The organism is Peribacillus sp. NPDC101480 (genome assembly GCF_050277335.1).
Classification (GTDB): Bacteria; Bacillota; Bacilli; order Bacillales; family DSM-1321; genus Peribacillus.
Genome location: NZ_JBNNSB010000001.1, coordinates 1,002,422 through 1,024,008 on the forward strand (window position 1 = coordinate 1,002,422; position 21,587 = coordinate 1,024,008).

General features: G+C 41.2%; 23 protein-coding genes and 2 riboswitches. Of the genes, 17 read left to right on the plus strand and 6 right to left on the minus strand.

Annotated elements, in window-relative coordinates:
- Positions 1-84: 84 nt before the first annotated feature.
- Positions 85-1,257 (plus strand): hypothetical protein, encoded by a 1,173-nt coding sequence (locus ACQKMF_RS04990; protein WP_402938406.1) that lies wholly within the window; start codon positions 85-87, stop codon positions 1,255-1,257.
- A 41-nt stretch (positions 1,258-1,298) separates the two neighbouring features.
- Here ACQKMF_RS04990 and ACQKMF_RS04995 read toward each other — a convergent pair whose 3' ends face one another.
- The gene (locus tag ACQKMF_RS04995; RefSeq protein ID WP_101222560.1) at positions 1,299-1,472 is read right to left on the minus strand and encodes a DUF2759 domain-containing protein; all 174 of its coding nucleotides are present in this window, start codon (positions 1,470-1,472) and stop codon (positions 1,299-1,301) included.
- 231 nt (positions 1,473-1,703) lie between these two features.
- Here ACQKMF_RS04995 and ACQKMF_RS05000 point away from each other — a divergent pair, with 231 nt between their 5' ends.
- Both ACQKMF_RS05000 and ACQKMF_RS05005 read left to right on the plus strand, forming a co-directional pair.
- Positions 1,704-2,330, plus strand: a complete 627-nt coding sequence (locus ACQKMF_RS05000) for an MBL fold metallo-hydrolase (protein WP_101222559.1) — start codon at positions 1,704-1,706, stop codon at positions 2,328-2,330.
- Between the two features lie 291 nt (positions 2,331-2,621).
- The gene (locus ACQKMF_RS05005; protein WP_427572033.1) at positions 2,622-3,722 is read left to right on the plus strand and encodes a class I SAM-dependent methyltransferase; all 1,101 of its coding nucleotides are present in this window, start codon (positions 2,622-2,624) and stop codon (positions 3,720-3,722) included.
- Positions 3,723-3,775: 53 nt separating this feature from the next.
- Here ACQKMF_RS05005 and ACQKMF_RS05010 read toward each other — a convergent pair whose 3' ends face one another.
- Together ACQKMF_RS05010 and ACQKMF_RS05015 are read right to left on the minus strand one after the other, a co-directional pair.
- A complete protein-coding gene (locus ACQKMF_RS05010) occupies positions 3,776-4,018 on the minus strand; it encodes a DUF2626 domain-containing protein (protein WP_076365317.1) in 243 nt (80 codons plus the stop codon).
- Between the two features lie 85 nt (positions 4,019-4,103).
- A complete protein-coding gene (locus ACQKMF_RS05015) occupies positions 4,104-4,805 on the minus strand; it encodes a helix-turn-helix transcriptional regulator (protein ID WP_402938400.1) in 702 nt (233 codons plus the stop codon).
- 214 nt (positions 4,806-5,019) lie between these two features.
- Between ACQKMF_RS05015 and ACQKMF_RS05020 the strand changes: the two genes are divergently transcribed.
- From ACQKMF_RS05020 to ACQKMF_RS05060, 9 genes are all read left to right on the plus strand, one after another.
- Positions 5,020-5,400: a Spx/MgsR family RNA polymerase-binding regulatory protein gene (locus ACQKMF_RS05020; protein WP_101222556.1), complete on the plus strand. Its 381-nt coding sequence runs from the start codon at positions 5,020-5,022 to the stop codon at positions 5,398-5,400.
- A gap of 96 nt (positions 5,401-5,496) precedes the next feature.
- Positions 5,497-6,582: a competence type IV pilus ATPase ComGA gene (gene comGA, locus ACQKMF_RS05025; RefSeq protein WP_397315833.1), complete on the plus strand. Its 1,086-nt coding sequence runs from the start codon at positions 5,497-5,499 to the stop codon at positions 6,580-6,582.
- Positions 6,566-7,600, plus strand: coding sequence for a competence type IV pilus assembly protein ComGB (comGB, locus tag ACQKMF_RS05030; RefSeq protein ID WP_402938394.1), 1,035 nt, complete (start codon positions 6,566-6,568; stop codon positions 7,598-7,600). The genes comGA and comGB overlap by 17 nt, the downstream gene beginning before the upstream one ends.
- Before the next feature lie 76 nt (positions 7,601-7,676).
- Positions 7,677-7,988, plus strand: coding sequence for a competence type IV pilus major pilin ComGC (gene comGC / locus ACQKMF_RS05035; protein ID WP_290370120.1), 312 nt, complete (start codon positions 7,677-7,679; stop codon positions 7,986-7,988).
- Between the two features lie 7 nt (positions 7,989-7,995).
- Positions 7,996-8,439: a competence type IV pilus minor pilin ComGD gene (gene comGD, locus ACQKMF_RS05040; protein WP_101222554.1), complete on the plus strand. Its 444-nt coding sequence runs from the start codon at positions 7,996-7,998 to the stop codon at positions 8,437-8,439.
- Positions 8,426-8,764: a hypothetical protein gene (locus ACQKMF_RS05045; RefSeq protein ID WP_427572039.1), complete on the plus strand. Its 339-nt coding sequence runs from the start codon at positions 8,426-8,428 to the stop codon at positions 8,762-8,764. The genes comGD and ACQKMF_RS05045 overlap by 14 nt, the downstream gene beginning before the upstream one ends.
- Positions 8,712-9,194: a competence type IV pilus minor pilin ComGF gene (gene comGF / locus ACQKMF_RS05050; RefSeq protein WP_427572041.1), complete on the plus strand. Its 483-nt coding sequence runs from the start codon at positions 8,712-8,714 to the stop codon at positions 9,192-9,194. Before ACQKMF_RS05045 ends, comGF begins: the two co-directional genes overlap by 53 nt.
- Entirely contained in the window at positions 9,187-9,573 is a 387-nt protein-coding gene (gene comGG / locus ACQKMF_RS05055; protein WP_230177009.1) for a competence type IV pilus minor pilin ComGG, read from the plus strand. The genes comGF and comGG overlap by 8 nt, the downstream gene beginning before the upstream one ends.
- Positions 9,574-9,680: 107 nt before the next feature.
- Positions 9,681-9,866, plus strand: coding sequence for a YqzE family protein (locus ACQKMF_RS05060; RefSeq protein WP_063233067.1), 186 nt, complete (start codon positions 9,681-9,683; stop codon positions 9,864-9,866).
- Positions 9,867-9,912: 46 nt separating this feature from the next.
- Here ACQKMF_RS05060 and ACQKMF_RS05065 read toward each other — a convergent pair whose 3' ends face one another.
- Together ACQKMF_RS05065 and ACQKMF_RS05070 are read right to left on the minus strand one after the other, a co-directional pair.
- Complete coding sequence (locus tag ACQKMF_RS05065) at positions 9,913-10,710, minus strand: YqhG family protein (protein WP_230177008.1); 798 nt, start codon at positions 10,708-10,710, stop codon at positions 9,913-9,915.
- Positions 10,688-12,376 (minus strand): DEAD/DEAH box helicase, encoded by a 1,689-nt coding sequence (locus ACQKMF_RS05070; protein ID WP_101222549.1) that lies wholly within the window; start codon positions 12,374-12,376, stop codon positions 10,688-10,690. Before ACQKMF_RS05070 ends, ACQKMF_RS05065 begins: the two co-directional genes overlap by 23 nt.
- Before the next feature lie 376 nt (positions 12,377-12,752).
- Positions 12,753-12,840: riboswitch (glycine riboswitch) on the plus strand.
- A 3-nt stretch (positions 12,841-12,843) separates the two neighbouring features.
- Positions 12,844-12,927: riboswitch (glycine riboswitch) on the plus strand.
- 138 nt (positions 12,928-13,065) lie between these two features.
- Here ACQKMF_RS05070 and gcvT point away from each other — a divergent pair.
- From gcvT to gcvPB, 3 genes are read left to right on the plus strand one after another with little or no spacing between them, the layout of a single operon-like run.
- A complete protein-coding gene (gene gcvT, locus ACQKMF_RS05075; RefSeq protein ID WP_101223462.1) occupies positions 13,066-14,172 on the plus strand; it encodes a glycine cleavage system aminomethyltransferase GcvT in 1,107 nt (368 codons plus the stop codon).
- 17 nt (positions 14,173-14,189) lie between these two features.
- Positions 14,190-15,536: an aminomethyl-transferring glycine dehydrogenase subunit GcvPA gene (gcvPA, locus tag ACQKMF_RS05080; protein WP_427572044.1), complete on the plus strand. Its 1,347-nt coding sequence runs from the start codon at positions 14,190-14,192 to the stop codon at positions 15,534-15,536.
- The gene (gcvPB, locus tag ACQKMF_RS05085; protein ID WP_101222547.1) at positions 15,529-16,986 is read left to right on the plus strand and encodes an aminomethyl-transferring glycine dehydrogenase subunit GcvPB; all 1,458 of its coding nucleotides are present in this window, start codon (positions 15,529-15,531) and stop codon (positions 16,984-16,986) included. Before gcvPA ends, gcvPB begins: the two co-directional genes overlap by 8 nt.
- 139 nt (positions 16,987-17,125) lie before the next feature.
- Here gcvPB and ACQKMF_RS05090 read toward each other — a convergent pair whose 3' ends face one another.
- Positions 17,126-17,509: a rhodanese-like domain-containing protein gene (locus ACQKMF_RS05090; RefSeq protein WP_076365383.1), complete on the minus strand. Its 384-nt coding sequence runs from the start codon at positions 17,507-17,509 to the stop codon at positions 17,126-17,128.
- Positions 17,510-17,712: 203 nt separating this feature from the next.
- On the opposite strand from ACQKMF_RS05090, the gene ACQKMF_RS05095 reads away from it, so the two are divergent.
- Entirely contained in the window at positions 17,713-18,549 is an 837-nt protein-coding gene (locus tag ACQKMF_RS05095) for a lipoate--protein ligase family protein (protein WP_101222546.1), read from the plus strand.
- A gap of 388 nt (positions 18,550-18,937) precedes the next feature.
- The gene (locus ACQKMF_RS05100; RefSeq protein WP_260359035.1) at positions 18,938-21,508 is read left to right on the plus strand and encodes a vitamin B12-dependent ribonucleotide reductase; all 2,571 of its coding nucleotides are present in this window, start codon (positions 18,938-18,940) and stop codon (positions 21,506-21,508) included.
- The last annotated feature ends 79 nt before the right edge of the window (positions 21,509-21,587 follow it).

The following is a 21,587-nucleotide window of genomic DNA, read 5'->3' on the forward strand; positions in this document are numbered from 1 at the left end:
AAGGATTCGATTGGTTAATCCTTACTCTCTTTCTAATGTCTCGCTCACATATGCCAGGCGTTTTAGTTTTGAAGAGGGAGGTGTGTGGAGATTAAAGTATCCAAAGCAGCACTTTGTATGCGGCTTTCCATTTGTAAGATGTTGTGTATCATCCCATTATTTATCTCCACTATCCTTCTTATCTCGGCTTGTGAGCCTTCCAAGGACCTTAGTAAACCCGTAAATGATACGGAAAAAGAACACTCCCAATCAAACCTTGAAACTTCAGTAAGCAATTTAAAGGTCCCGACTGCAGAAACGGATAAAATCGAAGCCATTGTTGGATGGCTGGATTCCAAAACCATTTTATATTCTGTGAAGCGGGATGGTAATGAATTATCCCAGCTGATGGCATGGAATTTGGAAACGAATGATACTTCCGTTTTCTATCAGCCGGCTTTTGAGTTCTCTGAAGTATCGATCAGTCCGTCTGGTACGCATGTTTTGTTATCGTCCTTCACCTCTTCGGGTAAAGCATCCATCACAATACTCGATAAAACGGGAAATCCACTGTATTCCGTGGCGATCCCAGCCTATGAATTAGCTTATGAGTGGAATTCATTTAAAGATGGCCGGTTGTTTTTATCGAGTTTTTATGAAGATTGGACATACAACAGTTATGTGTTGAATCCAGATGAACAAACAATGGAAACTCTGGACTTTCCACAGCCCTTTGCTCAATGGGCAAGTGAAAAAGATTTGATGTTTCTCGATTGGGACAGGGAAGAACCTGCTTTGACGGCACCCCTAGAAAGAAAAGCGCTTAATGGGGATGGAACGGAAAGCCTTATGCTCGATGTCATTCACTTTAAAAAAATGAAACAAGCGCTGATGACGATTCAAGTGGAGACAGAAAATCAAGATCGGGGTACATATGCATTTTATGATCCATCAAACAAGCCGATCCATTCTTTTTCCGTACCACTATTGAAAAGCTTTTCAGATTGGGTGATTCCATCCTATGATTTCATTGAAAAAGACAAGGAATTGATAACGTTTATTCCTAATGAATCAAAAGATGCGGACCAATATAAGGGAAGGTTTACCTTAACTAAATTTAATTGGGAAAAAGGCACACAAGAAGAATTGATGAAGGACATGGAAAATGAACCATTAAGCTGTTCGCTTGATGGCAACTTCTGCTTATATGGATATCAATTTGAGAAAATCATTGATATGAAAACCCATCAAATACAAAGATTGTTCAAACAAACATGATGACCTAAAACAAAAGCTCGCCGGATGGCGAGCTTTTTTCTTCAATGGGCAACTGGAAAACCGCTGTTGATGACAGTCATGACAGTGAACCAGCCAAACACGACTGCACTGCCGGCAGCAAAAATGAATCCTAAGAAGTTTCTCTTTTTTAATGAGGTAAACACAGCTACTACTCCTAATATAGCCACAAGTCCGAAAACTACCATTAATATCATGTCAAAACCCCCTTTTCGTAATGAATACTTAATCCCTAATAATATACCCAGAGAATAAAGCAACTACCAAAAATATGTAGAAAAGATTGCATTTGTTAATATCTTAATATTTTTTCAATTATTTGTCGAGGTTTAATAGGTGACACTTCTATGACTTGAGTAAACTGGATTAACATTAGCAGCCTAATTAGTGTAAGATGAAGATAGAAAATCATATTGGAGCTGATTGAAATGAAATGGACACAAATACCTCTAGGCCCGCTGCAAACGAATTGTTATGTAGTTTCCGATGGACAGGATTGCATCATTTTCGATCCGGGTGAAGAGCCGCAGAAAATCATACAGTACATACAAACAAAAAATTTAAAGCCTTTGGCGATTTTATTGACACATGCACATTTTGACCATATCGGTGCTCTTGATGCTATTCGGGAACATTATGGGATACCTGCATATATTCATGAAAAAGAGGCCAAGTGGCTACTTGATCCCGCATTGAATGGTTCTCAAAACTGGTTCCCTGAAAATCCAATGCGCATGAAGCCTGCCGATCACTTCCTGGCAAATGAGCAAGAACTTACTATTGGGGGATTCACTTTCGAAGTATTCGAAACTCCCGGACACTCACCAGGGAGCGTTTCGTATTATGCCAAGGAGCAACGGCTCCTATTTTCAGGGGACGTCTTGTTCCAAGGAAGCGTAGGCAGAACCGATTTAATAGGCGGAAGCGAGGCAGTGCTGTTAAATAGCATTGAAACGAAACTGCTGTCACTTTCTGATGATACGATCGTATTTCCTGGTCATGGGCCTGTCACGACCATTCTGGATGAAAAGAATACTAATCCCTTTTTGAGATAATGACCTTTGCAGGTGCCGTATGGCACCTGTTTTTTTAAAGTTCTTAATTATGTAAAAATATTGAAATGGGTCATTTCCAGAACTATACTGAATATAAAAACCGGGGCCTTGCCTTGTGTGCATGACTTTGATTCAGCTCTGAACTAAGATTTGTCGAAAACATTCATTTTGTAATGATGGCACGCTTATGAAGATGAAAAAATTGAACATTTTGTGAACTTATGTGTTTTGTAAAGAAAAGGAACATTTAATTTTCATATGATTGAAGATCATGGAGACGGAGGCATTGTGTTGAAAAATCACTTAAAGGAATTGATTGCAGGAAGCCCCCAAAAAAGAATTTCCTATCATGACTATATGGAAGCTGTTTTATATGCGCCCAATATAGGTTACTATGTACGCGAAAAAAAGAAGATTGGCTCCAGAGGGGATTTTTATACGTCTGGCAATGTTGGGGATGCATTTGGGAGATCTCTGGCCAGATGGTTCGTTTATTTAATAAAAAGCTGCGGAGTTTCACCAAAAATCATCGAGGTCGGCGCAGGTGATGGTAAGCTCGCTCATGATATCCTCGTTTCCATGAAGGAATTGGAACCACAGATATGGGACTCTTTGACTTATATCCTTGTGGATGAAAGTCCATTTCATAGAAGGCTTCAGCAAGAACGTATAGGGATGTTCAAACAGGCAGTTTCCGCTGCCAGTTTGGAAAAATGGACGAAGGTAAATGGTATCCTCTTTTCAAATGAACTTTTCGACGCGTTGCCTGTACATGTGATCGAAAAGTATAAGGGAGCCCTCGTAGAGGTTTTCGTCACTGAAAAGGAAGGAGATTTTGTAGAGATGAGGGAACCTTTGGACAACCCTGACATTCTATCTTACCTTACAGAACGAACTATCACCTTAAATGAAAGACAACGATATGAAGTTCCGTTAAAAATGGTCCGTGAATATGAGAAGATCGTTTCCTGTATCGAATCGGGTATACTCCTTACAATTGATTATGGCTATACCGAAAGGGAATGGAAGGAGCCAGCTCATCTTCAAGGGAGCTTGAGGGGCTATTATGAGCACCAAATGATTAAAGATCCACTTATGTATCCTGGTGATATGGATTTGACGACACATATCCATTTTGACACATTAATCGAGATTGGAAAAAGAAAGGATCTTTCCAATCATGGGCTTTTTCTTCAAAATGAATTCTTGCTTAAGGCAGGAATATTAGAGGAATTGAGGGACCATCAAGGAACTGATCCATTCTCGAAAACGGCGAAGCGTAATCGTGCAATTCGCGGGCTAATCGTTCCAGGGGGATTTAGTGAACATTTCAAAGTGTTGCTTCAATCGAAGAATTTAGCAGACGATGTAAGGATCTTTCCTGAATGGTGACAAGTAAAAAACCCATGAATCAAAATTCATGGGTTATGTAATATTGCTTGTTCTTAATGCGCAGTACCAGGAGTCATCATAAATACGCTCCAGTAGGAAAATCCTGCAAAGAAAACGGTAAGATAGGCGCCGAAAACATAAATATACATGCGCTCAGATAATTTCAAATAACTTAAAAGAACAAAAAAGATCGTTTGTGCAAAGAAAAGCAAAGACGTTTGATGCATATGGCCAAGATAAAAGAAAATTGCCATAATTCCTGTCCAAAATCCACATACTCTGAACATGCGTTCCATCCGAATCCCTCCTTATGTCTAGTCGTGTACATTCTAAATAATTATAAATGAAATTGTAAGGTAATGTAAAGGATGCCTTTTGTTTCTATGTGAGAACCGAAGCCTGGTATGAGCATGCTGTACAATTGGACATCATGTTTTCTAATTCCACAATATTGACATTATCAAACAAGGCTTCGAACATACCTTCTAAAAATGAATTATGCATGGAGCAGATTGTCCCTGGCTCCACTTCAGTAACTTCCTTAAACGGGCAATTGAAGATACGAAAGTATATTTTATTTTCTTCTTCGCTTGCTTGTATTTCAGGAGATAACCCTGCTATGGTAGCCGCATTTTTAAGCATGCTGACTTTTTCCTCAAAAGCAATTCGATCGATCGACTTCGAGTTCAGGGCTAGTTGCTGCTTTATCAGTTCCTCCCCGTAGCCTTTTCCCGTTTCATAAAGAGCCTGTTTTCCATGTTCCCCTAATGTCATCATCGTCTGAATTGCAATCCTGGAAAGCAGCTGATAGTTCCTATGTGGAAAATGAAGCTGAATGACTTTATCGGATAATCGATAAAGCCGGCTCGGGCGACCGCCTTTACCCGTCCTTCGGGCATCCGAGGTCAACATTTCGATATCTTCAAGTTTTGACAAATGTAAACGTGCAACATTTGGATGGATGTTAAAAGAATCGGCAATTTGCTGTACCGAAACATCGCCATGGTTTTTCACAATATGCTGATATATATAATATCTGGTGGGATCTGCTAACACGTTTGTTATTTTTAACGTTTGTTCCATTACACCCTCCTGTATTCCATAGTTTACCTATGTTCATTATAATGCAGGCAGAAAAAAATGGAATAATAGAAAGCGCTAACTCACTTTAGTTTAAAAAAAGTTCACAATTTAAACTGTTTTATAATGCAAAAAAATATACATTAATTGTACAAATATTATACAATCATTATATATATTATAATTGTATACAAAATGTGAACGGGGAGTGATTAGTATGGCACAGTTAACTTTCTTTTCGTACCCAAGTTGTACATCTTGCCGAAAAACAAAAAAATGGTTAAGGGCCAATCATGTTTCCTTCGATGAACGGCATTTATTCAGAGAAACTCCAACTGCAGCAGAGTTAAAAAGAATACTTGAATTGACAACGGAAGGACTTGATGAAGTCTTGGCAACAAGAAGTGAAGCTTACAAAGACTTACAAGTTAATATTGACGAAATGATGCTTTCTGATGTCATCCAATTATTAACAAAAGAACCGAAGTTATTAAGAAGACCCATCCTAATGGACGGGGAAAAGCTGGTGATAGGTCATAATGTAGACGCTTTAAGAAATTTGGTTTCCCAAAGGCTTGAATTGAAAGTGAGCATGTAAGATGATTCTCGAAGCTCTTTTCGGGAATTTTTTTTATACTGGAGCAGGAATTTGTCGTGGATTGTCGAATCCTTACAACAAGAAATATAGGAGGTGATGAATGAATTGATATCGATTGAAAAGACCGCAGAAAAAATATTAACCCGTGCCATTCAGGAATCTGCATCGGATATCCACATTTTTTTTCGGAGGGAGGGACCTCTCATCCAATTCAGGATAGACAATAAGCTTGTACCCCAGGAAACATTATCATTCTTTGAAGCTGAAAGGCTGATCGCTCATTTGAAGTTCCTTGCCTCGATGGATATAGGGGAGAAAAGGAGGCCCCAGAGTGGTGCCCTCACCATTAATTTGGCTAACCAGGTTGTCGGGCTCCGCCTTTCCACTTTACCCACTGCCCATCTCGAAAGTTTGGTCATCCGCTTAATACCCCAACAGAATATCCTTCCTCTCGAACAGTTATCCCTATTTCCAAATACCGTCCAAAAATTGATTGCACTCCTGAAGCATTCCCATGGCATGCTCATATTTACAGGTCCGACTGGCAGTGGAAAAACCACGACATTATATTCCCTGCTTCACCATGCCTACGAAATGATCAATCGAAATATCATTACACTTGAAGATCCCATTGAAAATGTATCCGAAAAGGTACTGCAAGTCCAAATCAATGAAAAGGCGGGCATTACGTATTCTGTCGGTCTAAAAGCTGTCCTGAGGCATGACCCCGACGTGATCATGGTTGGGGAAGTCAGGGATGCAGAAACTGCCAAAATTGCAGTGCGTGCCGCATTAACCGGTCATTTGATACTTACAACCATGCATACAAGGGATGCCAAGGGCGCCATCTCCAGGTTACTGGAATTTGGTGTCAGCTTGCTTGAGGTTGAACAGAGCTTGATTGGCGTGACAGCACAGCGGCTGGTTGAATTGCGATGTCTTCCATGTAAAGGGGACTGTACTTTTGCTTGCAAGATGACTGCCAGGAATAAAAGGGCCAGTGTATATGAATTGCTCTATGGAAAAAGCCTGGCTGAGGTTCTCAGGATAATGGGAGATGAAAAAGGAATGGCAACGGTCAGCTACCGCCAATTGAAGGATGAAATTGGAAAAGCGGTTGCGATGGGCTATGTGGATTCAGAGGAATATGAACGGCTGGTATACCATGAAACCAAAAAGTAAATGGAGGGTAAAAGAGCAGGCGGTTTTTATTTCGAAGCTAGGTGAATTATTGAAGCATGGTTATCCCTTGGCGGAGGCTCTGCATTTTCTTGAATTTCAGGAATCAAAGAAGAAAGCGGAAGACTTCACTCAGGCTAAAGCCGATTTAAGGAACGGTTTCCCGCTGCACTTGGTGCTGACCCATCTGAATTTTCATCCGCAGCTTGTAAGTTATATATTTTATGGAGAACAATACGGCGACCTGGAACGGGCGTTGGTGGAAGGAGGGCGATATTGGAAGAAAAGAACCGAGGATATGGATAAAGTAAAAAAGTTAATGGTGTATCCCGTGTTCTTAGTCTTTTTTGTAGGTATTGTTTTTTATATTCTTCAGAGTGTTCTCCTTCCTAAATTCCAGACAATCTATTTCACGATGGATGTCGATCAGCATACACTCTTGAGATTAATATCAGCTTCCACATTCTTTCTTCCAGCACTCCCCTTCTTTTTACTCGGATTGCTCCTATTCTTGTATGTACTCAAACGATTTTGGTTTAACGGATTGTGCCCATTAAGGCAGCGGAGGATTTTGATGAGAATTCCGATATTCGGGAACTTCATCAAATTATACGAAACTTATTTTTTTGCAAGCCAATTAAGTGGCTTACTCTCCGGAGGGCTATCGATTAACGATAGCATTAAATTATTCTCGATAAACCAACAGCAGCCCTTTTACCAAAAACTATGCAATATCATTAAGGATGATCTGATTGAGGGCAGATCACTTGAATTGATTTTTCGGGAGCTTCCATATTTTGATGGTAATTTGCCGGTGGTCGCTGCAAATGGTCAAAAATATGGCAGACTTGATGCGGAGCTACTTCATTACAGTCGTTTTATACTGGAGAAAATTGAAGAGAGAATGAATGCAATCTTAAAAATCATTCAGCCTCTCATGTTTTCACTGATAGGTCTGTTGATCGTGTCCATTTATTTGGCGGTTTTGCTGCCGATGTTCTCACTGCTCGAAAGTATATAGGATTTTATTATTGTATTCCGGAGGTGAAAATGCTCGAAGCCATCTAGTATTCAGGTGGTTCAGGAGCATGATGGATATGTTGAAGAACGTGATGAATGAACGTGGGTTTACACTAATTGAAATGCTTATTGTTTTACTGGTAATTTCCATCCTTTTGATTATAACAATCCCCAATATCACAAAGAACCAATCTACGATTCAGTCCAAAGGTTGTGAAGCATTCGTGAAGATGGCCCAAGCACAGGTACAGGCTTATGAGATTGATAATGCTAAACTGCCCGGAAGTATCGGTGAATTGGAAAGTCAAGGCTATCTCAAACAGACATCCTGTCCTAATGGGGATGATATTAGTTTGGATAGTAAAGGAAAGATAACGGTCGTTGAGTAGGAGGGAAGTGAATATACGGCAGTCCAATGGGGGGTATACATTATCTGAAACCCTTATTGTCCTCGTTATTTTTGTACTACTGATTTCCATCGGTCCTAATCTATATCCTAGCTTCACTAAAGGCATGGAAAATAGGCTATTTCTTTCTCAATTCCATGAAGATATCTTCTATGCACAGCAGTATGCCATCAGTCATGAGAGCTTGATCTACCTTCATATTAATAATGCCAAAAAGGTTTATACCGTGTCATCTTATAAGGAAGGAATCGTTCTAGAGAGGAGCATACCAAAGGATATTCAGTTTTTAAGTGGCACTTTGGGGTTTAGCTTCCATTTTAATCAGTATGGAAATGCTTCAAAAGCCGGAACGATTATGATTGACACGTCAAAAGGAATGTACAAATTGGTCCTCAATATCGGTAAAGGGAGGTTCAGGATTGAGAAATTGTAAAGGTTACGTTTACCTTGAGCTGATGGCCGCATTTTCCATTTGTATTTTCCTGGTACTTGCCATTTTACCGATTCTTGAAGAGTTAATGACGCATCGGAAAGATATTGCCGTAAGGACAGAAGCCCACCATTTATTATATGAAAGATTGACGGCGTTCATGGATGGGGAAATACAAGCAAATGGTCAGGAAATCATTTACAAAAGAAGATCCTATGAATTGGTTTGGAAGGACAATGGGGATTTCCCGGGGATGATTGAAGGGTGTGTACGTTATGAAGATGAATCGGGTAATCTTGAATCCATTTGTGATGCTGCGAAAAAATGATGGCTTTACGATGATCGAAATGCTTTTTTCTTTAATGATATTAATGACGACGTCCCTTTTTGTTCTACAGCTTTTTTCAATCATTCACACCCAGATGGGGTCCGTTGATAAATTGCATCCTAAAGAGTGGGAGGTCTTTACCATGCAAATGAAGCAGGAGGTCCGGAGTTCCAAAGCTCAGGATGTAATGGGAAATAAATTATATTTGCTGCTTTCAGATGAACAATTATCATCGTTTGAACAATATGAAGATAAGGTCCGAAGACGAGTGAATGGTATGGGGCATGAGGTCATCTTACAGAACATTTCGAAATTCCGGGTTGAGAAGGATGGCAGTGTCATTGTTATAAATATAACGGATAAAGCAGGGACTACTTTCAGTCGAAGATTTCATCCTTTCTTTAGGAATGTCACGAAAGTCGATGAATAATCAAAAAGGAGTCGTTTTCCCGATGGTCATGATTGTAGCGAGTGTTTTCATCATGTTCACAATACTAATGATCGATCAGTTTATCATTGATAAAAAATTTTATAAAGAAGTGGAAGAATCGCTTGTGGCCGACCATCTTGTCCATTTAGCGATCAAGGATGTGACGGCAGAGTGGGGCGAAGAGATCCCAAAAATCATCCAGGGGGAAATTTCATACCCTAATGGTGTGGTGCGGTATTCCGTAATGAAAGAAGAAGGTCCTTATGTCTATATCGAGTTCTCTTCCACGACTAAAAATGACCGCGAGGGAAGGGTCATCATTCAATACGATAAAGAAGCTGGGAAAGTGAAAGAATGGTTGGAAAAGCAGGCTGTTTAATACGCAAAATCAACATTCTTTTAAGTCAGGTACACGTGTTCAGGGAACAAGCAAAGGAATAAAAGCTGCGTAAACGGGACATACTTTGCATAGGGTGATTATTTTATATGTCTACAAACGCTTATATTAAATATCTGACTCAGCAGCTTGTCGAGTATTTTAATCTGACGAAAAAAGAACGAAAAGAAAAGCGCCGTCACAGAAAAGAGGATAAAAATCATGGTATGTCCCATTGGTTTGGCATTGTCCCTTTTGCTTTGTCGATGTTCGTAAGGAAAAATATCAAAAAATAAAACAGATGTCCTGAATTTAGGGCATCTGTTTTTTTATTGTTCTTACTTATCCCAATGCCCTATCAGAAAGGTAAAATAACCCTCCGTTGATGATGGATATTCGGATGTTAGGTTCATATTGAGCTTTTAAGGCATCTTTTTCAGTAAAATAGCTCTCACTTTTTTCCTCCATATCCTTGTAAAAATGCTCCAATAAATTCAAGTCATTCTGCCAGCGAAGCATTGCTTCCTCTGCCCAGGAATGGTCATCATCCTCGAAACTGGTCCTGATGTATGTATCCAGTCTTGCCAATCCGCTCTTGGGCATGATGAGCGGTGAAAGCGTAAAGGAGTAATCCGGTATTTTGGGGGTGACCTTTATCGGTAAAACCCGATGGTGAAACCTTTCCATGATCTCACCTGAGATTAAATTCAAACCGATCGACATGAAGGTATCCTTTTTACGATCGCATTGATAGGATATTTTCACATTCAGGGTCAGCCAAGGAAACAAAGGATTATTTCCCCCTTTTGATGGAGGGGTATCCTCAAAAAGTCTAGTATATCCTGCCAGCTTTTTGGTAGATTGAATAATCTGGTGAAGGCGAGGGGAGCCAAAATGAATCATTTCTCCCTTTAAATCGGATGGAGCTAGTTCTGGATCGGTAATGAAAGTCATCTGTGCTGGGTTTGGAACGCCGCCTGTTTTTTCTAGATAATGCCAATAAAAGGGTCTGTTCATTAATTCTTTATCCATATCAATCGTCAATTGGACTGTAAGGTGGGTTGGTGCATTATCCAGTATTTCACAATCATTGGCTTTAAAGTAAGTTATTAAAAAATCATGAATTTCCCGTTGCTGCATGAACCTCACCTTCCTTCATTGATTGGGCGAATTGGATTAACGACGAAAAATTATCCATCTTGATTTTCATTTCGCCCTCTGTTTTGGATTCACCGACTACATCAATCAAATATTCTTCAATGTTGTTAATATCCAGTTTGGTTAGAATATCATCCAATTCGCCGATTACTTTCTCGAATAAATTTATTTTTTCATATAGTAACTTTAGAATATGTTCTTCCACTGTATTTTTCGTGGCAAAGTTATAAATCATCACATCTTCTTCCTGACCAAGGCGGTGTATCCGTCCGATTCTCTGTTCGAGCCTCATCGGGTTCCATGGCAGGTCAAAATTAATCAAGTGATGGCAAAACTGAAGGTTTATCCCTTCCCCGCCAGCTTCTGTTGCAATCAATACCTGTATATTTTTTTGGAATAATTCTCGCATCCAGTCTTTCTTTCCGCGCTTAAAACCGCCTCGGAAAGGAACTGAAGAAATTCCATTCTGCTGTAGGTACCATTGTAGATATAGCTGAGTCGCCCGGTATTCGGTAAAGATAATGACTTTATCATCAATTTTCTTGATCAGTTCCAAAGCTTTTTCAGCCTTTGAGTTCTGAACCGTTTCATTCACTTTAGAAAATAAATCATCAAGCTTTGCCAAAAAGTCAGGGGAAGGCTGATCATATTTATTTTTCATATTCTTTAATGTATAAAAGACCGCCTCTCTGCTGCTGCATGCTTCCCTTTGGAGAGTGAGAGCCGAAAAGGCGCTTCCTTTAGAACCATCCGAAATAGGTTTGAATTTGGAAACAGCATCGTACAATGCTTGTTCCGTTGGAGAAAATTCAATGGTGATGGTCTCCACATGCCGTTTTGTCCATTCAATGCCAGTATCGGCCCGCCGGTTTCGAATCATGACAGTGTTGACAAGTTCCTTTAGGTGTTCATCTTCAATAATGTTCCGGCCTTTCCCTTTATACTTTTCTGAAAAAAGTGAGGCATTTCCCAAGTGGCCTGGTTTCAATAACGAAACGAGGTGGAAAATTTCCTCGACTTTATTTTGAATCGGAGTGGCTGTCAGGAGTAAACAAAATTTCTTTTTCAGATTTTGGACGAATTCATAGTTCTTCGTCTTATTATTTTTAAGTTTATGAGCTTCATCAATAATGATGAAGTCGTATTCCTGCTTGAAAATGATATCTCGATGTGGAGCTCGTTTCGCTGTATCAATGGATGAAATGACCACATCACAGGAGTCCCAAACATAGCTTTTTCTCTGAACGACTGCCGGTATATGAAACTTGGTGTTCAATTCAAAAGCCCATTGTGTGACAAGGGAAGCCGGAACAAGGATCAAAACTTTTTTTACAAGGCCCCTAATCATATACTCTTTTAGGATCAATCCAGCTTCAATTGTTTTTCCGAGCCCTACCTCATCAGCTAAAATGGCTTTTCCATTCATCTTTTCCACCACTTGCTTGGCTGCTTCCAATTGATGGGGAAGCGGGGTTAACTGCGGAAGGTGCTTGGGCGCCTGTAAACCTTCAAAATCAGGGATGATAAGATTTTCCTCCATTTGAACCGCGAGCTTATAAAGCTCCCAGTTTCCCCATGGACCGTCATTTTCCATCTTTTGCAGAAACTCGTCATTCCATTCAGAATTAAAGGATATATTGATTTTCATAGAAATAACTCCCTCTTAAATCATATTTTCCTTAATAAAAGGTCAAAACCCGAACATTTCATATGTGAAGTAAGAAAAATATTTCTCTTCAAAAGATATTGCAGAGATAAGTTTCTTAGGGTAGGATATAAGTATATTTAGAAAATTCCAATTTCCCAACGCTACAAAGAATCTTTGTACATCGATTTTGCAGTTCGCGTTTTCTTAGTATGGGCTATAGACTTCTAATTTATCCAAGATTACTGAAGGAGACCAATCAAACGGTTTCTGAGGTTTCAGGAGAATTGGCAGAGAATGCATTCCACGATGCTCAGAGGTTTTACCGATGTTTGGTGGCTTATTCGCTTCCTTTCATTGGTAGACCATTTATATGCGGGTGAAGATAAGGGGAGAGACTACGGATGTAGCGCCGAAGGAGCAAACTTAGCAGTGAATCTCTCAGGCAAAAGAACTCTTATTGGACGCAACTCTGGAGAGCGCCGCCCGTTTTGGGACGGCCACCAAAGGGGAAAACCTATTACATAGGTAAACTTTCAGGTTTCAGGACAGAGAAAAAGCTCAAACGGGCTTTCTCTGTCCTTTTTTGTGCTTTTTTCACATCATGAATCAGGATATATCTGATGCGTAATGACAAGAAGCTTTTGATAATGAAGCCAATTAATTTAAAAAAATCTGAAGGGGGTCATTTTTTGACCGATTTAAAAAGAACACCACTATTTGAGGTTTATCGTGAATACGGAGGTAAAACGATTGATTTTGGCGGCTGGGAACTTCCTGTCCAATTTTCGGGTATAAAGGACGAACATGAAGCCGTACGTACAAAAGCGGGGTTATTCGATGTTTCCCATATGGGTGAAGTCGATGTTAAGGGTCCTGGGAGCCTTTCCTTTTTACAAAAGATGCTGACTAATGATATATCAAAGCTGAAACAGGGCGGTGCCCAATATTCCGCCATGTGTTATGAAAACGGAGGCACGGTTGATGATCTAATCGTGTATAAAAGGTCTGAGGATGACTATCTGCTCGTGGTCAATGCAGCGAACACAGAAAAAGATTTCAATTGGCTGCAAGCTCATTTATCGGAAGATGTCCAAATCAAGAATGTATCTAGTGACTATACACAGCTGGCACTTCAAGGGCCATCTGCAGAGAAGATTTTACAAAAACTATCGGGAAATACTGCTTTAAGTGAAATTGGATTTTTCAAGTTCAAGGAAAATGTCATGATTAACGGTATCTCCACGATGGTATCCCGTACTGGATACACTGGTGAGGATGGCTTTGAGATATATAGTGACAGTGAAAATGGTCCAGCCCTTTGGAAGGCGATTATGGATGCCGGAAACGAAGAGGGAGTTCAGCCGATTGGTTTAGGTGCTCGTGATACCCTGCGTTTTGAAGCGAAACTGCCGTTGTATGGGCAGGAGCTTTCAGCAGACATCACCCCGATAGAAGCCGGGATTGGTTTTGCAGTAAAAGTCGATAAGGAAGTTGATTTTTTCGGGAAAGCCGTTCTTGCTGAGCAAAAGGAGAAAGGAGCTCCTCGCAAGCTTGTGGGAATTGAAATGATAGACCGTGGCATTCCACGTCATGGGTATAAGGTCTACAGCGGTGATAAAGTCATTGGCGAGGTCACGACCGGTACCCAATCACCAACGTTGAAGAAAAACGTGGGTTTGGTACTTATCGATAAGGAATTTTCAGTGCTGGATGCGGAAGTCGAAGTGGAGATCCGTTCCAAACGTTTGAAAGCCGTTATAATACAAACACCTTTTTATAAAAAACCACGTAAATAGAGGGGAATGGTCATTAGATGAAACATCGTTATTTACCCATGACAGAGCAAGATAAACAAGAAATGCTGAAAGCGATAGGGGTATCCACTGCTGAAGAACTTTTCAATGATATCCCTGAGAGCGTTCGTTTTCAAGGAGAATACGATATCAAGCCTGCTAAATCGGAACCAGCATTAATGAAAGAATTATCAAGGCTTGCTGCCAAGAATGCGGATCTTAAAAACTATGCTTCCTTCCTTGGTGCGGGTGTCTATGACCATTATGCACCGGTCATCGTCGATCATGTTCTATCCCGTTCTGAATTTTACACGGCTTATACACCCTATCAGCCTGAAATTTCACAGGGAGAGCTTCAAGCAATCTTTGAATATCAAACGATGATATGTGAATTGACGGGCATGGATGTGGCTAACTCCTCCATGTATGACGGCGGGACAGCGCTGGCTGAAGCAGCCATGCTTGCTTCAGGACAGACACGGCGCAAGAAGATTCTCATTTCAGGAACCGTTCATCCTGAATCAAGAGAAGTCGTGAAGACATATGCGAAAGGGCAACGCGTGGAAGTGATCGAAATTCCTTATAAAGACGGTGTGACGGACTTAGCTGCTTTAAAGGAATTGGCGAATGAGGACATTGCAGGAGTGATCGTGCAATATCCGAACTTTTTTGGCCGGATCGAGCCATTGAAGGAAATGGAAGAAATCATTCATGGCGTCAAATCCATGTTTATCGTTTCCAGTAATCCGCTTGCATTGGGAGCTTTGACATCCCCTGGTGCACTCGGTGCAGATATCGTAACGGGGGATGCCCAGCCATTCGGCATTCCAGCGGCATTCGGTGGACCTCATTGTGGATATTTTGCGGTTACTAATAAACTTGTTCGGAAAGTTCCGGGCCGACTCGTCGGTCAAACCGTGGATGAAAATGGTAAAAGGGGATTTGTACTAACGCTACAAGCTCGTGAACAGCACATTCGCCGTGACAAAGCCACATCCAACATTTGTTCCAATCAAGCTTTGAATGCGTTGGCAGCTTCTGTTGCAATGACCGCCCTTGGGAAAAAGGGTGTCAAGGAAATGGCCGTGCAAAATATTCAAAAAGCGCATTATGCGAAAAAAGCAATTATGGCAGTAGGGGTGGAACTGATATTCGACGGTCCTTCGTTCAATGAATTTATCATTAAACTGCCTGCTTCGTTTTCAGAAATCAATAAAAGCCTTTTTGAAAAAGGGATGATCGGCGGCTTTGATTTAGGGACGGTTTATCCTGAGCTGAAAGACCATATGCTGGTTGCGGTAACTGAACTTAGAACAAAAGAAGAAATTGATGCACTTGCGCAGGAATTGGGGGATCAACATGAATAATCAAGATCAATCACTCATTTTTGAAATCAGTACTTCCGGTCGAATCGGGTACAGTCTGCCAGAAATGGATGTTGCAACTATTCCGCTCGAAGAAATTCTTCCTGCCGACTACATCCGTGAAGAAGAGGCAGAACTGCCTGAGGTGTCCGAACTGGATATCATGCGTCACTATACAGCACTCTCCAAACGGAATCATGGGGTGGATTCGGGTTTTTATCCGCTGGGTTCATGCACGATGAAATATAATCCGAAAATAAATGAAAACGTGGCACGTTTCAACGGCTTTGCCCATATCCATCCATATCAAGATCCGGCTACCGTTCAGGGAGCATTGGGACTCTTATTTGATTTGCAGGAACACTTAACTGAAATCACCGGGATGGACCAAGTGACATTACAGCCTGCAGCAGGTGCACATGGTGAGTGGACAGGGTTGATGATGATTCGCGCTTTTCACGAAGCGAATGGCGATACAGAACGGACGAAAGTGATTGTACCTGATTCTGCACACGGTACGAATCCTGCCTCTGCCACTGTTGCCGGACTTGAAACGATTACAGTGAAATCCGATGAAAATGGATTAGTCGACCTTGAAGATTTAAAGCGTGTTGTTGGACCTGATACGGCGGCCTTGATGCTGACGAACCCCAATACATTGGGATTATTTGAAGAAAACATCTTGGAAATGGCACAACTTGTCCATGATGCAGGTGGGAAGCTTTATTATGACGGAGCCAATCTGAATGCAGTCCTTTCAAAAGCACGCCCGGGTGACATGGGCTTTGATGTGGTTCACTTAAATCTCCATAAAACATTCACGGGTCCGCATGGCGGCGGAGGTCCGGGTTCTGGTCCTGTAGGTGTGAAGTCGGACTTGATTCCTTACCTGCCTAAACCTCTTATAATTAAACAAGGTGAGCAATTCGCTCTTGATTATGATCGTCCGCAATCCATTGGCAGGGTAAAACCTTATTATGGTAATTTCGGGATTAACGTGAGGGCATATACGTACATTCGTTCAATGGGGCCTGATGGCCTTAAAGCCGTCACCGAAAATGCGGTCATCAATGCCAATTATATGATGCGCAAGTTGGAACCTTATTTTGACTTACCATATAATCGTCATTGTAAGCACGAATTCGTATTAAGCGGACGCCGGCAAAAGAAATTGGGGGTTAGGACTCTCGATATAGCCAAAAGATTACTGGATTTCGGGTATCATCCTCCAACCATTTACTTCCCGTTGAACGTGGAGGAAGGAATGATGATAGAACCGACTGAAACCGAGTCAAAAGAAACGCTGGATGCGTTCATCGATGCGATGATCCAGATTGCCAAGGAAGCGGAAGAAACCCCGGAAATCGTTCAGGAAGCTCCGCATACAACCGTTATAAAGCGGCTTGATGAAACTCTTGCTGCAAGAAAACCTGTTCTGCGTTATCAAGCCTAGATTGATAGCTTATACGAAAAAAATCCCTGCCTGCCGGCGGGGATTTTTCATGTTTATGTAAGATTTCATTAAAGTCCAGCAATTAACTTTCTTTTCCTTGAGCTATTGAATTAAAAAGAGCCCATGCGGAGATGGGGTCTTATTTCTTTGCTTTGATTTTCCCGGTCCACATTTTGAAACCGCCCTTTAGGTGAAAAAGCTCCCTGTAGCCCTTTTTGTATAGCATGGCTGCAGCTCTGCCGCTGATGATTTCGCTTTGAGCGTACAAATATACAGGCTTGTCCGGCCTAATTTCGACCAAGCGTGTTTTCATTTGAGTCATAGGGATGTTTCTTGCGCCTAAGATATGGCCATTATCGAAATCATTCGGTTCCCGCACATCGATTAGCTGCACTTTTCTGTAGTTAGCGATAAATTCGTCCTGTGTTAGTGTTTTAACGATTTTACGCTGGCGGTACCAATTAAAAAGTGAATACGCAATAACCACTCCTAAGATGATGAGCAGTGTATATAATATTTCCAAACATAAAAACTCCCTTCTACCTTAACGAATACAGACAATCTTTATTATATAATTGCTTTAACCAATAATCAAAAAGAATTTTCATCAAATTCTTCATGGACTTGATGGTACTTTCTTTTTTAGAGTGTTAAAGTCTGTTAAACTACTACATGTGAGTTTTTTGTGGGGTATTGAAAAACAGTCTATCGAAACGAGGGGTAAGGATGGCTAAAGATAAATGGGGTTTTATAGATTCGGGGTATTGTTCACCGGCTTTTAATATGGCACTGGACGAAGCTCTGTTAAACTGGCAAAGCAAAGGGGAAATTCCGCCAATCATACGCTTTTACGGCTGGGATCCAGCTACATTGTCGATTGGTTATTTTCAAAAGGCGGAAGCGGAAATTGATATCGAAGAGGTCAAAAGGCAGGGCCTTGGTTTTGTACGCAGGCCAACAGGAGGACGAGCGGTACTGCACGAGCATGAATTGACTTATAGCGTAATCGTTCCAGAATCCTATCCGGGAATGCCGACTACCGTTACTGAAGCATATCGTGTCATTTCTGAAGGAATATTAATGGGATTCAGGAATCTGGGATTGGATGCTTATTTTGCCGTGCCTCGAACCGATCAGGAAAAAGCGGCTTTAAAATCGCCCAGGTCTTCGGTTTGCTTTGATGCTCCAAGCTGGTATGAACTGGTCGTTGAGGGCAGGAAGGTCGCTGGCAGCGCTCAAACCAGGCAAAAAGGCGTCATCCTTCAGCACGGATCCATTTTGCTTGAACTTGATGATGATAAGCTTTTTAGCGTATTTAAATTCTCAAATGACAGGGTTAAAGAGAGAATGCAAAAAAACCTAAAAAACAAAGCTGTGGCCATAAATGATATTGCAGGGAGAAAGATTACCATCCCTGAAGCGAAAGAAGCTTTTGAAAAAGGTTTTGCCGAAGGACTTTCGGTCGATTTAGAGCCATACGTCCTCACCGAAAAGCAATTGCTGGAAGTGAAGTCCATTGCAGAAAGCAAATATGAAAGCGATGATTGGAATTTCATGAGATAGAGGAAGCATAATTAGAGTGGATAATAAAAAAGTTTTTTCAGATTTGTTTGACCAAATAACGCATCCCTTGCAGGGATAAGCCCTAAAAGGGATGGGGAAAAAGCAAGGTCCAAATTAATTGAAATCTGATGAAAAATTATTGTAAATCGACATTTTCCTCCCTTTTGCTAACTATATTAATTGATTTATCGTTTGACAAAATTAAAAGTTATTCAAAACAAACACAATATATAGTAGTTGAAATATTTAATGCGACACTATATGTTGATTTTTGAGTTTCGCTATGATAAATTTAGGGTACTTGTTAAGCGAAACGGACATGTAAGGTTACATAAGGATTTTTGCGGCAGCAAGAACGGATCTTGAAACATATAAAGGAGAGGGAATTATGTCGGTTGTAATAAAAGAAGCTTTAAAGGTTGATCTAGAAAGGTTGAATAAGGATATTTCTTTATTTCCCCAGGTTCACCCTGTAACTGCTGATATGAAAATGGCGCATAAGGGAGTGTCCCGTCTAGTCATGCTTGACCGCTATTCTTTTAAGGATACTGAAAAAATCACACTCTCGGCAGGCGATTTCGTCGTGTTGACGATTAAGGAAGATCCGAAATTCCCGGCAAGGGGTCTCGGTTACATCGTTGAAATAGATTGGGAAACCAAAAAAGCGAAGGTTTTGGTGGATGAAGAGTTCCGTGGCGTTCTGGATAACCCGGAAGAAATGGAGACGGGAATTGTAAACCGTCCTTTGGATATTATCGAAAAGCCGCTTGAAATATACTATGAACAAATTGCGAAACGTAATGCAACGGGATTGGCATCAGTGGAAACCACGGAAGAAAAAAGAACGGAATGGTTCAATAAATTCTATGAAGAATTAAAGAACCTTAATTTCGTCCCGGCAGGACGAGTATTATATGGTGCAGGTTCCAATACGGATGTTACTTATTTCAACTGTTATGTAATGCCATTCGTACCGGATTCACGTGAAGGTATTTCAGAACATAGGAAACAAGTGATGGAAATCATGAGCCGCGGCGGCGGAGTGGGAACGAACGGGTCGACACTGCGTCCAAGAAACACTCTGGCAAAAGGCGTAAACGGAAAATCCTCGGGTTCTGTGTCGTGGCTTGACGATATTGCGAAACTGACGCATCTTGTTGAACAGGGCGGTAGCAGACGCGGCGCGCAAATGATCATGCTTGCTGATTGGCATCCTGATATTGCAGAGTTCATCATTTCTAAAATGCAAAACCCAAGGATTCTGCGTTACTTAGTGGAAAATACTAAAGACGAAGCAATCAAGAAATATGCGACGGATAAATTGAAATTCACTCCGCACACGGAACAGGAAACGGCTATGTATCAAGGGATCATCAATTATAAGGAGATTCCTGGCCAAGGTGGATTCAGCGAGAAAATCATTAGGGATGCAGAGGAAAAGCTCCGTACAGGGGGAACATACAGTGTCCATAATTCTGATTTTCTGACTGGAGCCAACATCTCGATTTGCCTGACTAAGGAATTCATGGAAGCGGCGGAACAAGATGCGGAATACGAATTGCGTTTTCCTGATGTTGAAAGCTATAATGCCGAAGAAATGGCCATTTACAATGAAGAATGGCATAATGTCGGCGATGTTCGCGAATGGGAGAAAATGGGTCACAAAGTCCGTGTTTACCGTAAAATCCGCGCTAAAGAGCTTTGGAATTTAATAAACATTTGTGCAACATATTCTGCTGAACCAGGTATTTTCTTTATCGATAATGCTAATGAAATGACGAATGCCAAAGCATACGGTCAACAGGTCGTAGCGACGAACCCTTGTGGAGAACAGCCATTGGCCCCATATTCAGTATGTAACCTTGCGGCAGTCAATCTGGCTGAGATGGCTGATAAAGAAAGCAAAACCGTTAATTTCGAGAAACTTAAGCAGACTGTCGAAGTCGGTGTGCGTATGCAGGACAATGTCATTGACGCAACTCCTTATTTCTTGGAAGAAAACAAAAAACAGGCACTGGGCGAGCGACGGGTTGGACTTGGTGTAATGGGTCTGCATGACCTTTTGATCTACTGTGAGACGGAATATGGCTCTGAAGAAGGAAATATCCTGGTTGACAAGGTGTTTGAAACGATTGCGACGACAGCTTACAGGGCTTCCGTGGAACTTGCTAAAGAAAAAGGCAGTTTCCCGTTCCTGATCGGGTCAACGGACAAAGAATCCGATGAGCTTAGAACACGTTTCACACAAACCGGATTTATGGAAAAAATGCCTGAAGATATCAGGGAAAGTGTTGCTGCACATGGCATCCGTAACTCTCATTTATTGACAGTTGCTCCTACAGGAAGCACAGGAACTATGGTCGGGGTATCAACAGGTCTTGAACCATATTTCTCCTTCACGTATTTCCGCAGCGGCCGTCTTGGTAAATTCATTGAAGTTAAGGCTGACATTGTACAGGAATACTTGGACCGTCATCCAGAAGCCGATACAGAAGAGCTTCCAAAATGGTTCATTTCCGCTATGGAATTAGCTCCAGAAGCACATGCTGATGTTCAATGCATCATTCAACGCTGGATTGACAGCTCGATCAGTAAAACGGTAAATGCTCCAAAAGGATATACTGTCGAACAAGTTGAAAAAGTATATGAACGTCTATACAAAGGCGGAGCAAAAGGCGGTACTGTATATGTGGATGGCAGCCGTGACAGTCAGGTTCTTACGCTCAAAGCGGAAGAAAACCAAATGGACGAGCAGCTTGAAATGGATGAATTGACAGATGTGGAAGTAAAGAAAAAAGTCGTATTGGTCGATACGATAAATGAACTGCGTTCGACTAACGTTACGATTGGGTCGGAAGTGGGCAACACTTGTCCGGTGTGCCGTAAAGGCGAAGTCCAGGAAATGGGCGGATGCAATACTTGCACGAATTGCGGAGCACAATTAAAATGCGGGCTATAAGCTGATGTAAGGGAAGCCGTTAAGTATGCTGCAAAGCCTATCTTAACGGCTTTTTTTAGTGTCTTAAATGTTTGTTAGT

What these genes read in the sequence shown, in the direction of transcription:
- ACQKMF_RS05010 (WP_076365317.1), bottom strand. Translation starts at nt 4,018, where the DNA reads ATGGAACGCATGTTCAGAGTATGTGGATTTTGGACAGGAATTATGGCA.
- comGB (WP_402938394.1), top strand. Translation starts at nt 6,566, where the DNA reads ATGAAACCAAAAAGTAAATGGAGGGTAAAAGAGCAGGCGGTTTTTATT.
- ACQKMF_RS05020 (WP_101222556.1), top strand. Translation starts at nt 5,020, where the DNA reads ATGGCACAGTTAACTTTCTTTTCGTACCCAAGTTGTACATCTTGCCGA.
- ACQKMF_RS05000 (WP_101222559.1), top strand. Translation starts at nt 1,704, where the DNA reads ATGAAATGGACACAAATACCTCTAGGCCCGCTGCAAACGAATTGTTAT.
- ACQKMF_RS04995 (WP_101222560.1), bottom strand. Translation starts at nt 1,472, where the DNA reads ATGATATTAATGGTAGTTTTCGGACTTGTGGCTATATTAGGAGTAGTA.
- gcvPB (WP_101222547.1), top strand. Translation starts at nt 15,529, where the DNA reads ATGAATAATCAAGATCAATCACTCATTTTTGAAATCAGTACTTCCGGT.
- comGG (WP_230177009.1), top strand. Translation starts at nt 9,187, where the DNA reads ATGAATAATCAAAAAGGAGTCGTTTTCCCGATGGTCATGATTGTAGCG.
- comGF (WP_427572041.1), top strand. Translation starts at nt 8,712, where the DNA reads ATGAAGATGAATCGGGTAATCTTGAATCCATTTGTGATGCTGCGAAAA.
- ACQKMF_RS05065 (WP_230177008.1), bottom strand. Translation starts at nt 10,710, where the DNA reads ATGCAGCAACGGGAAATTCATGATTTTTTAATAACTTACTTTAAAGCC.
- comGA (WP_397315833.1), top strand. Translation starts at nt 5,497, where the DNA reads ATGAATGAATTGATATCGATTGAAAAGACCGCAGAAAAAATATTAACC.
- ACQKMF_RS05070 (WP_101222549.1), bottom strand. Translation starts at nt 12,376, where the DNA reads ATGAAAATCAATATATCCTTTAATTCTGAATGGAATGACGAGTTTCTG.
- ACQKMF_RS05095 (WP_101222546.1), top strand. Translation starts at nt 17,713, where the DNA reads ATGGCTAAAGATAAATGGGGTTTTATAGATTCGGGGTATTGTTCACCG.
- ACQKMF_RS05060 (WP_063233067.1), top strand. Translation starts at nt 9,681, where the DNA reads ATGTCTACAAACGCTTATATTAAATATCTGACTCAGCAGCTTGTCGAG.
- gcvPA (WP_427572044.1), top strand. Translation starts at nt 14,190, where the DNA reads ATGAAACATCGTTATTTACCCATGACAGAGCAAGATAAACAAGAAATG.
- comGC (WP_290370120.1), top strand. Translation starts at nt 7,677, where the DNA reads ATGTTGAAGAACGTGATGAATGAACGTGGGTTTACACTAATTGAAATG.
- ACQKMF_RS05100 (WP_260359035.1), top strand. Translation starts at nt 18,938, where the DNA reads ATGTCGGTTGTAATAAAAGAAGCTTTAAAGGTTGATCTAGAAAGGTTG.
- ACQKMF_RS05015 (WP_402938400.1), bottom strand. Translation starts at nt 4,805, where the DNA reads ATGGAACAAACGTTAAAAATAACAAACGTGTTAGCAGATCCCACCAGA.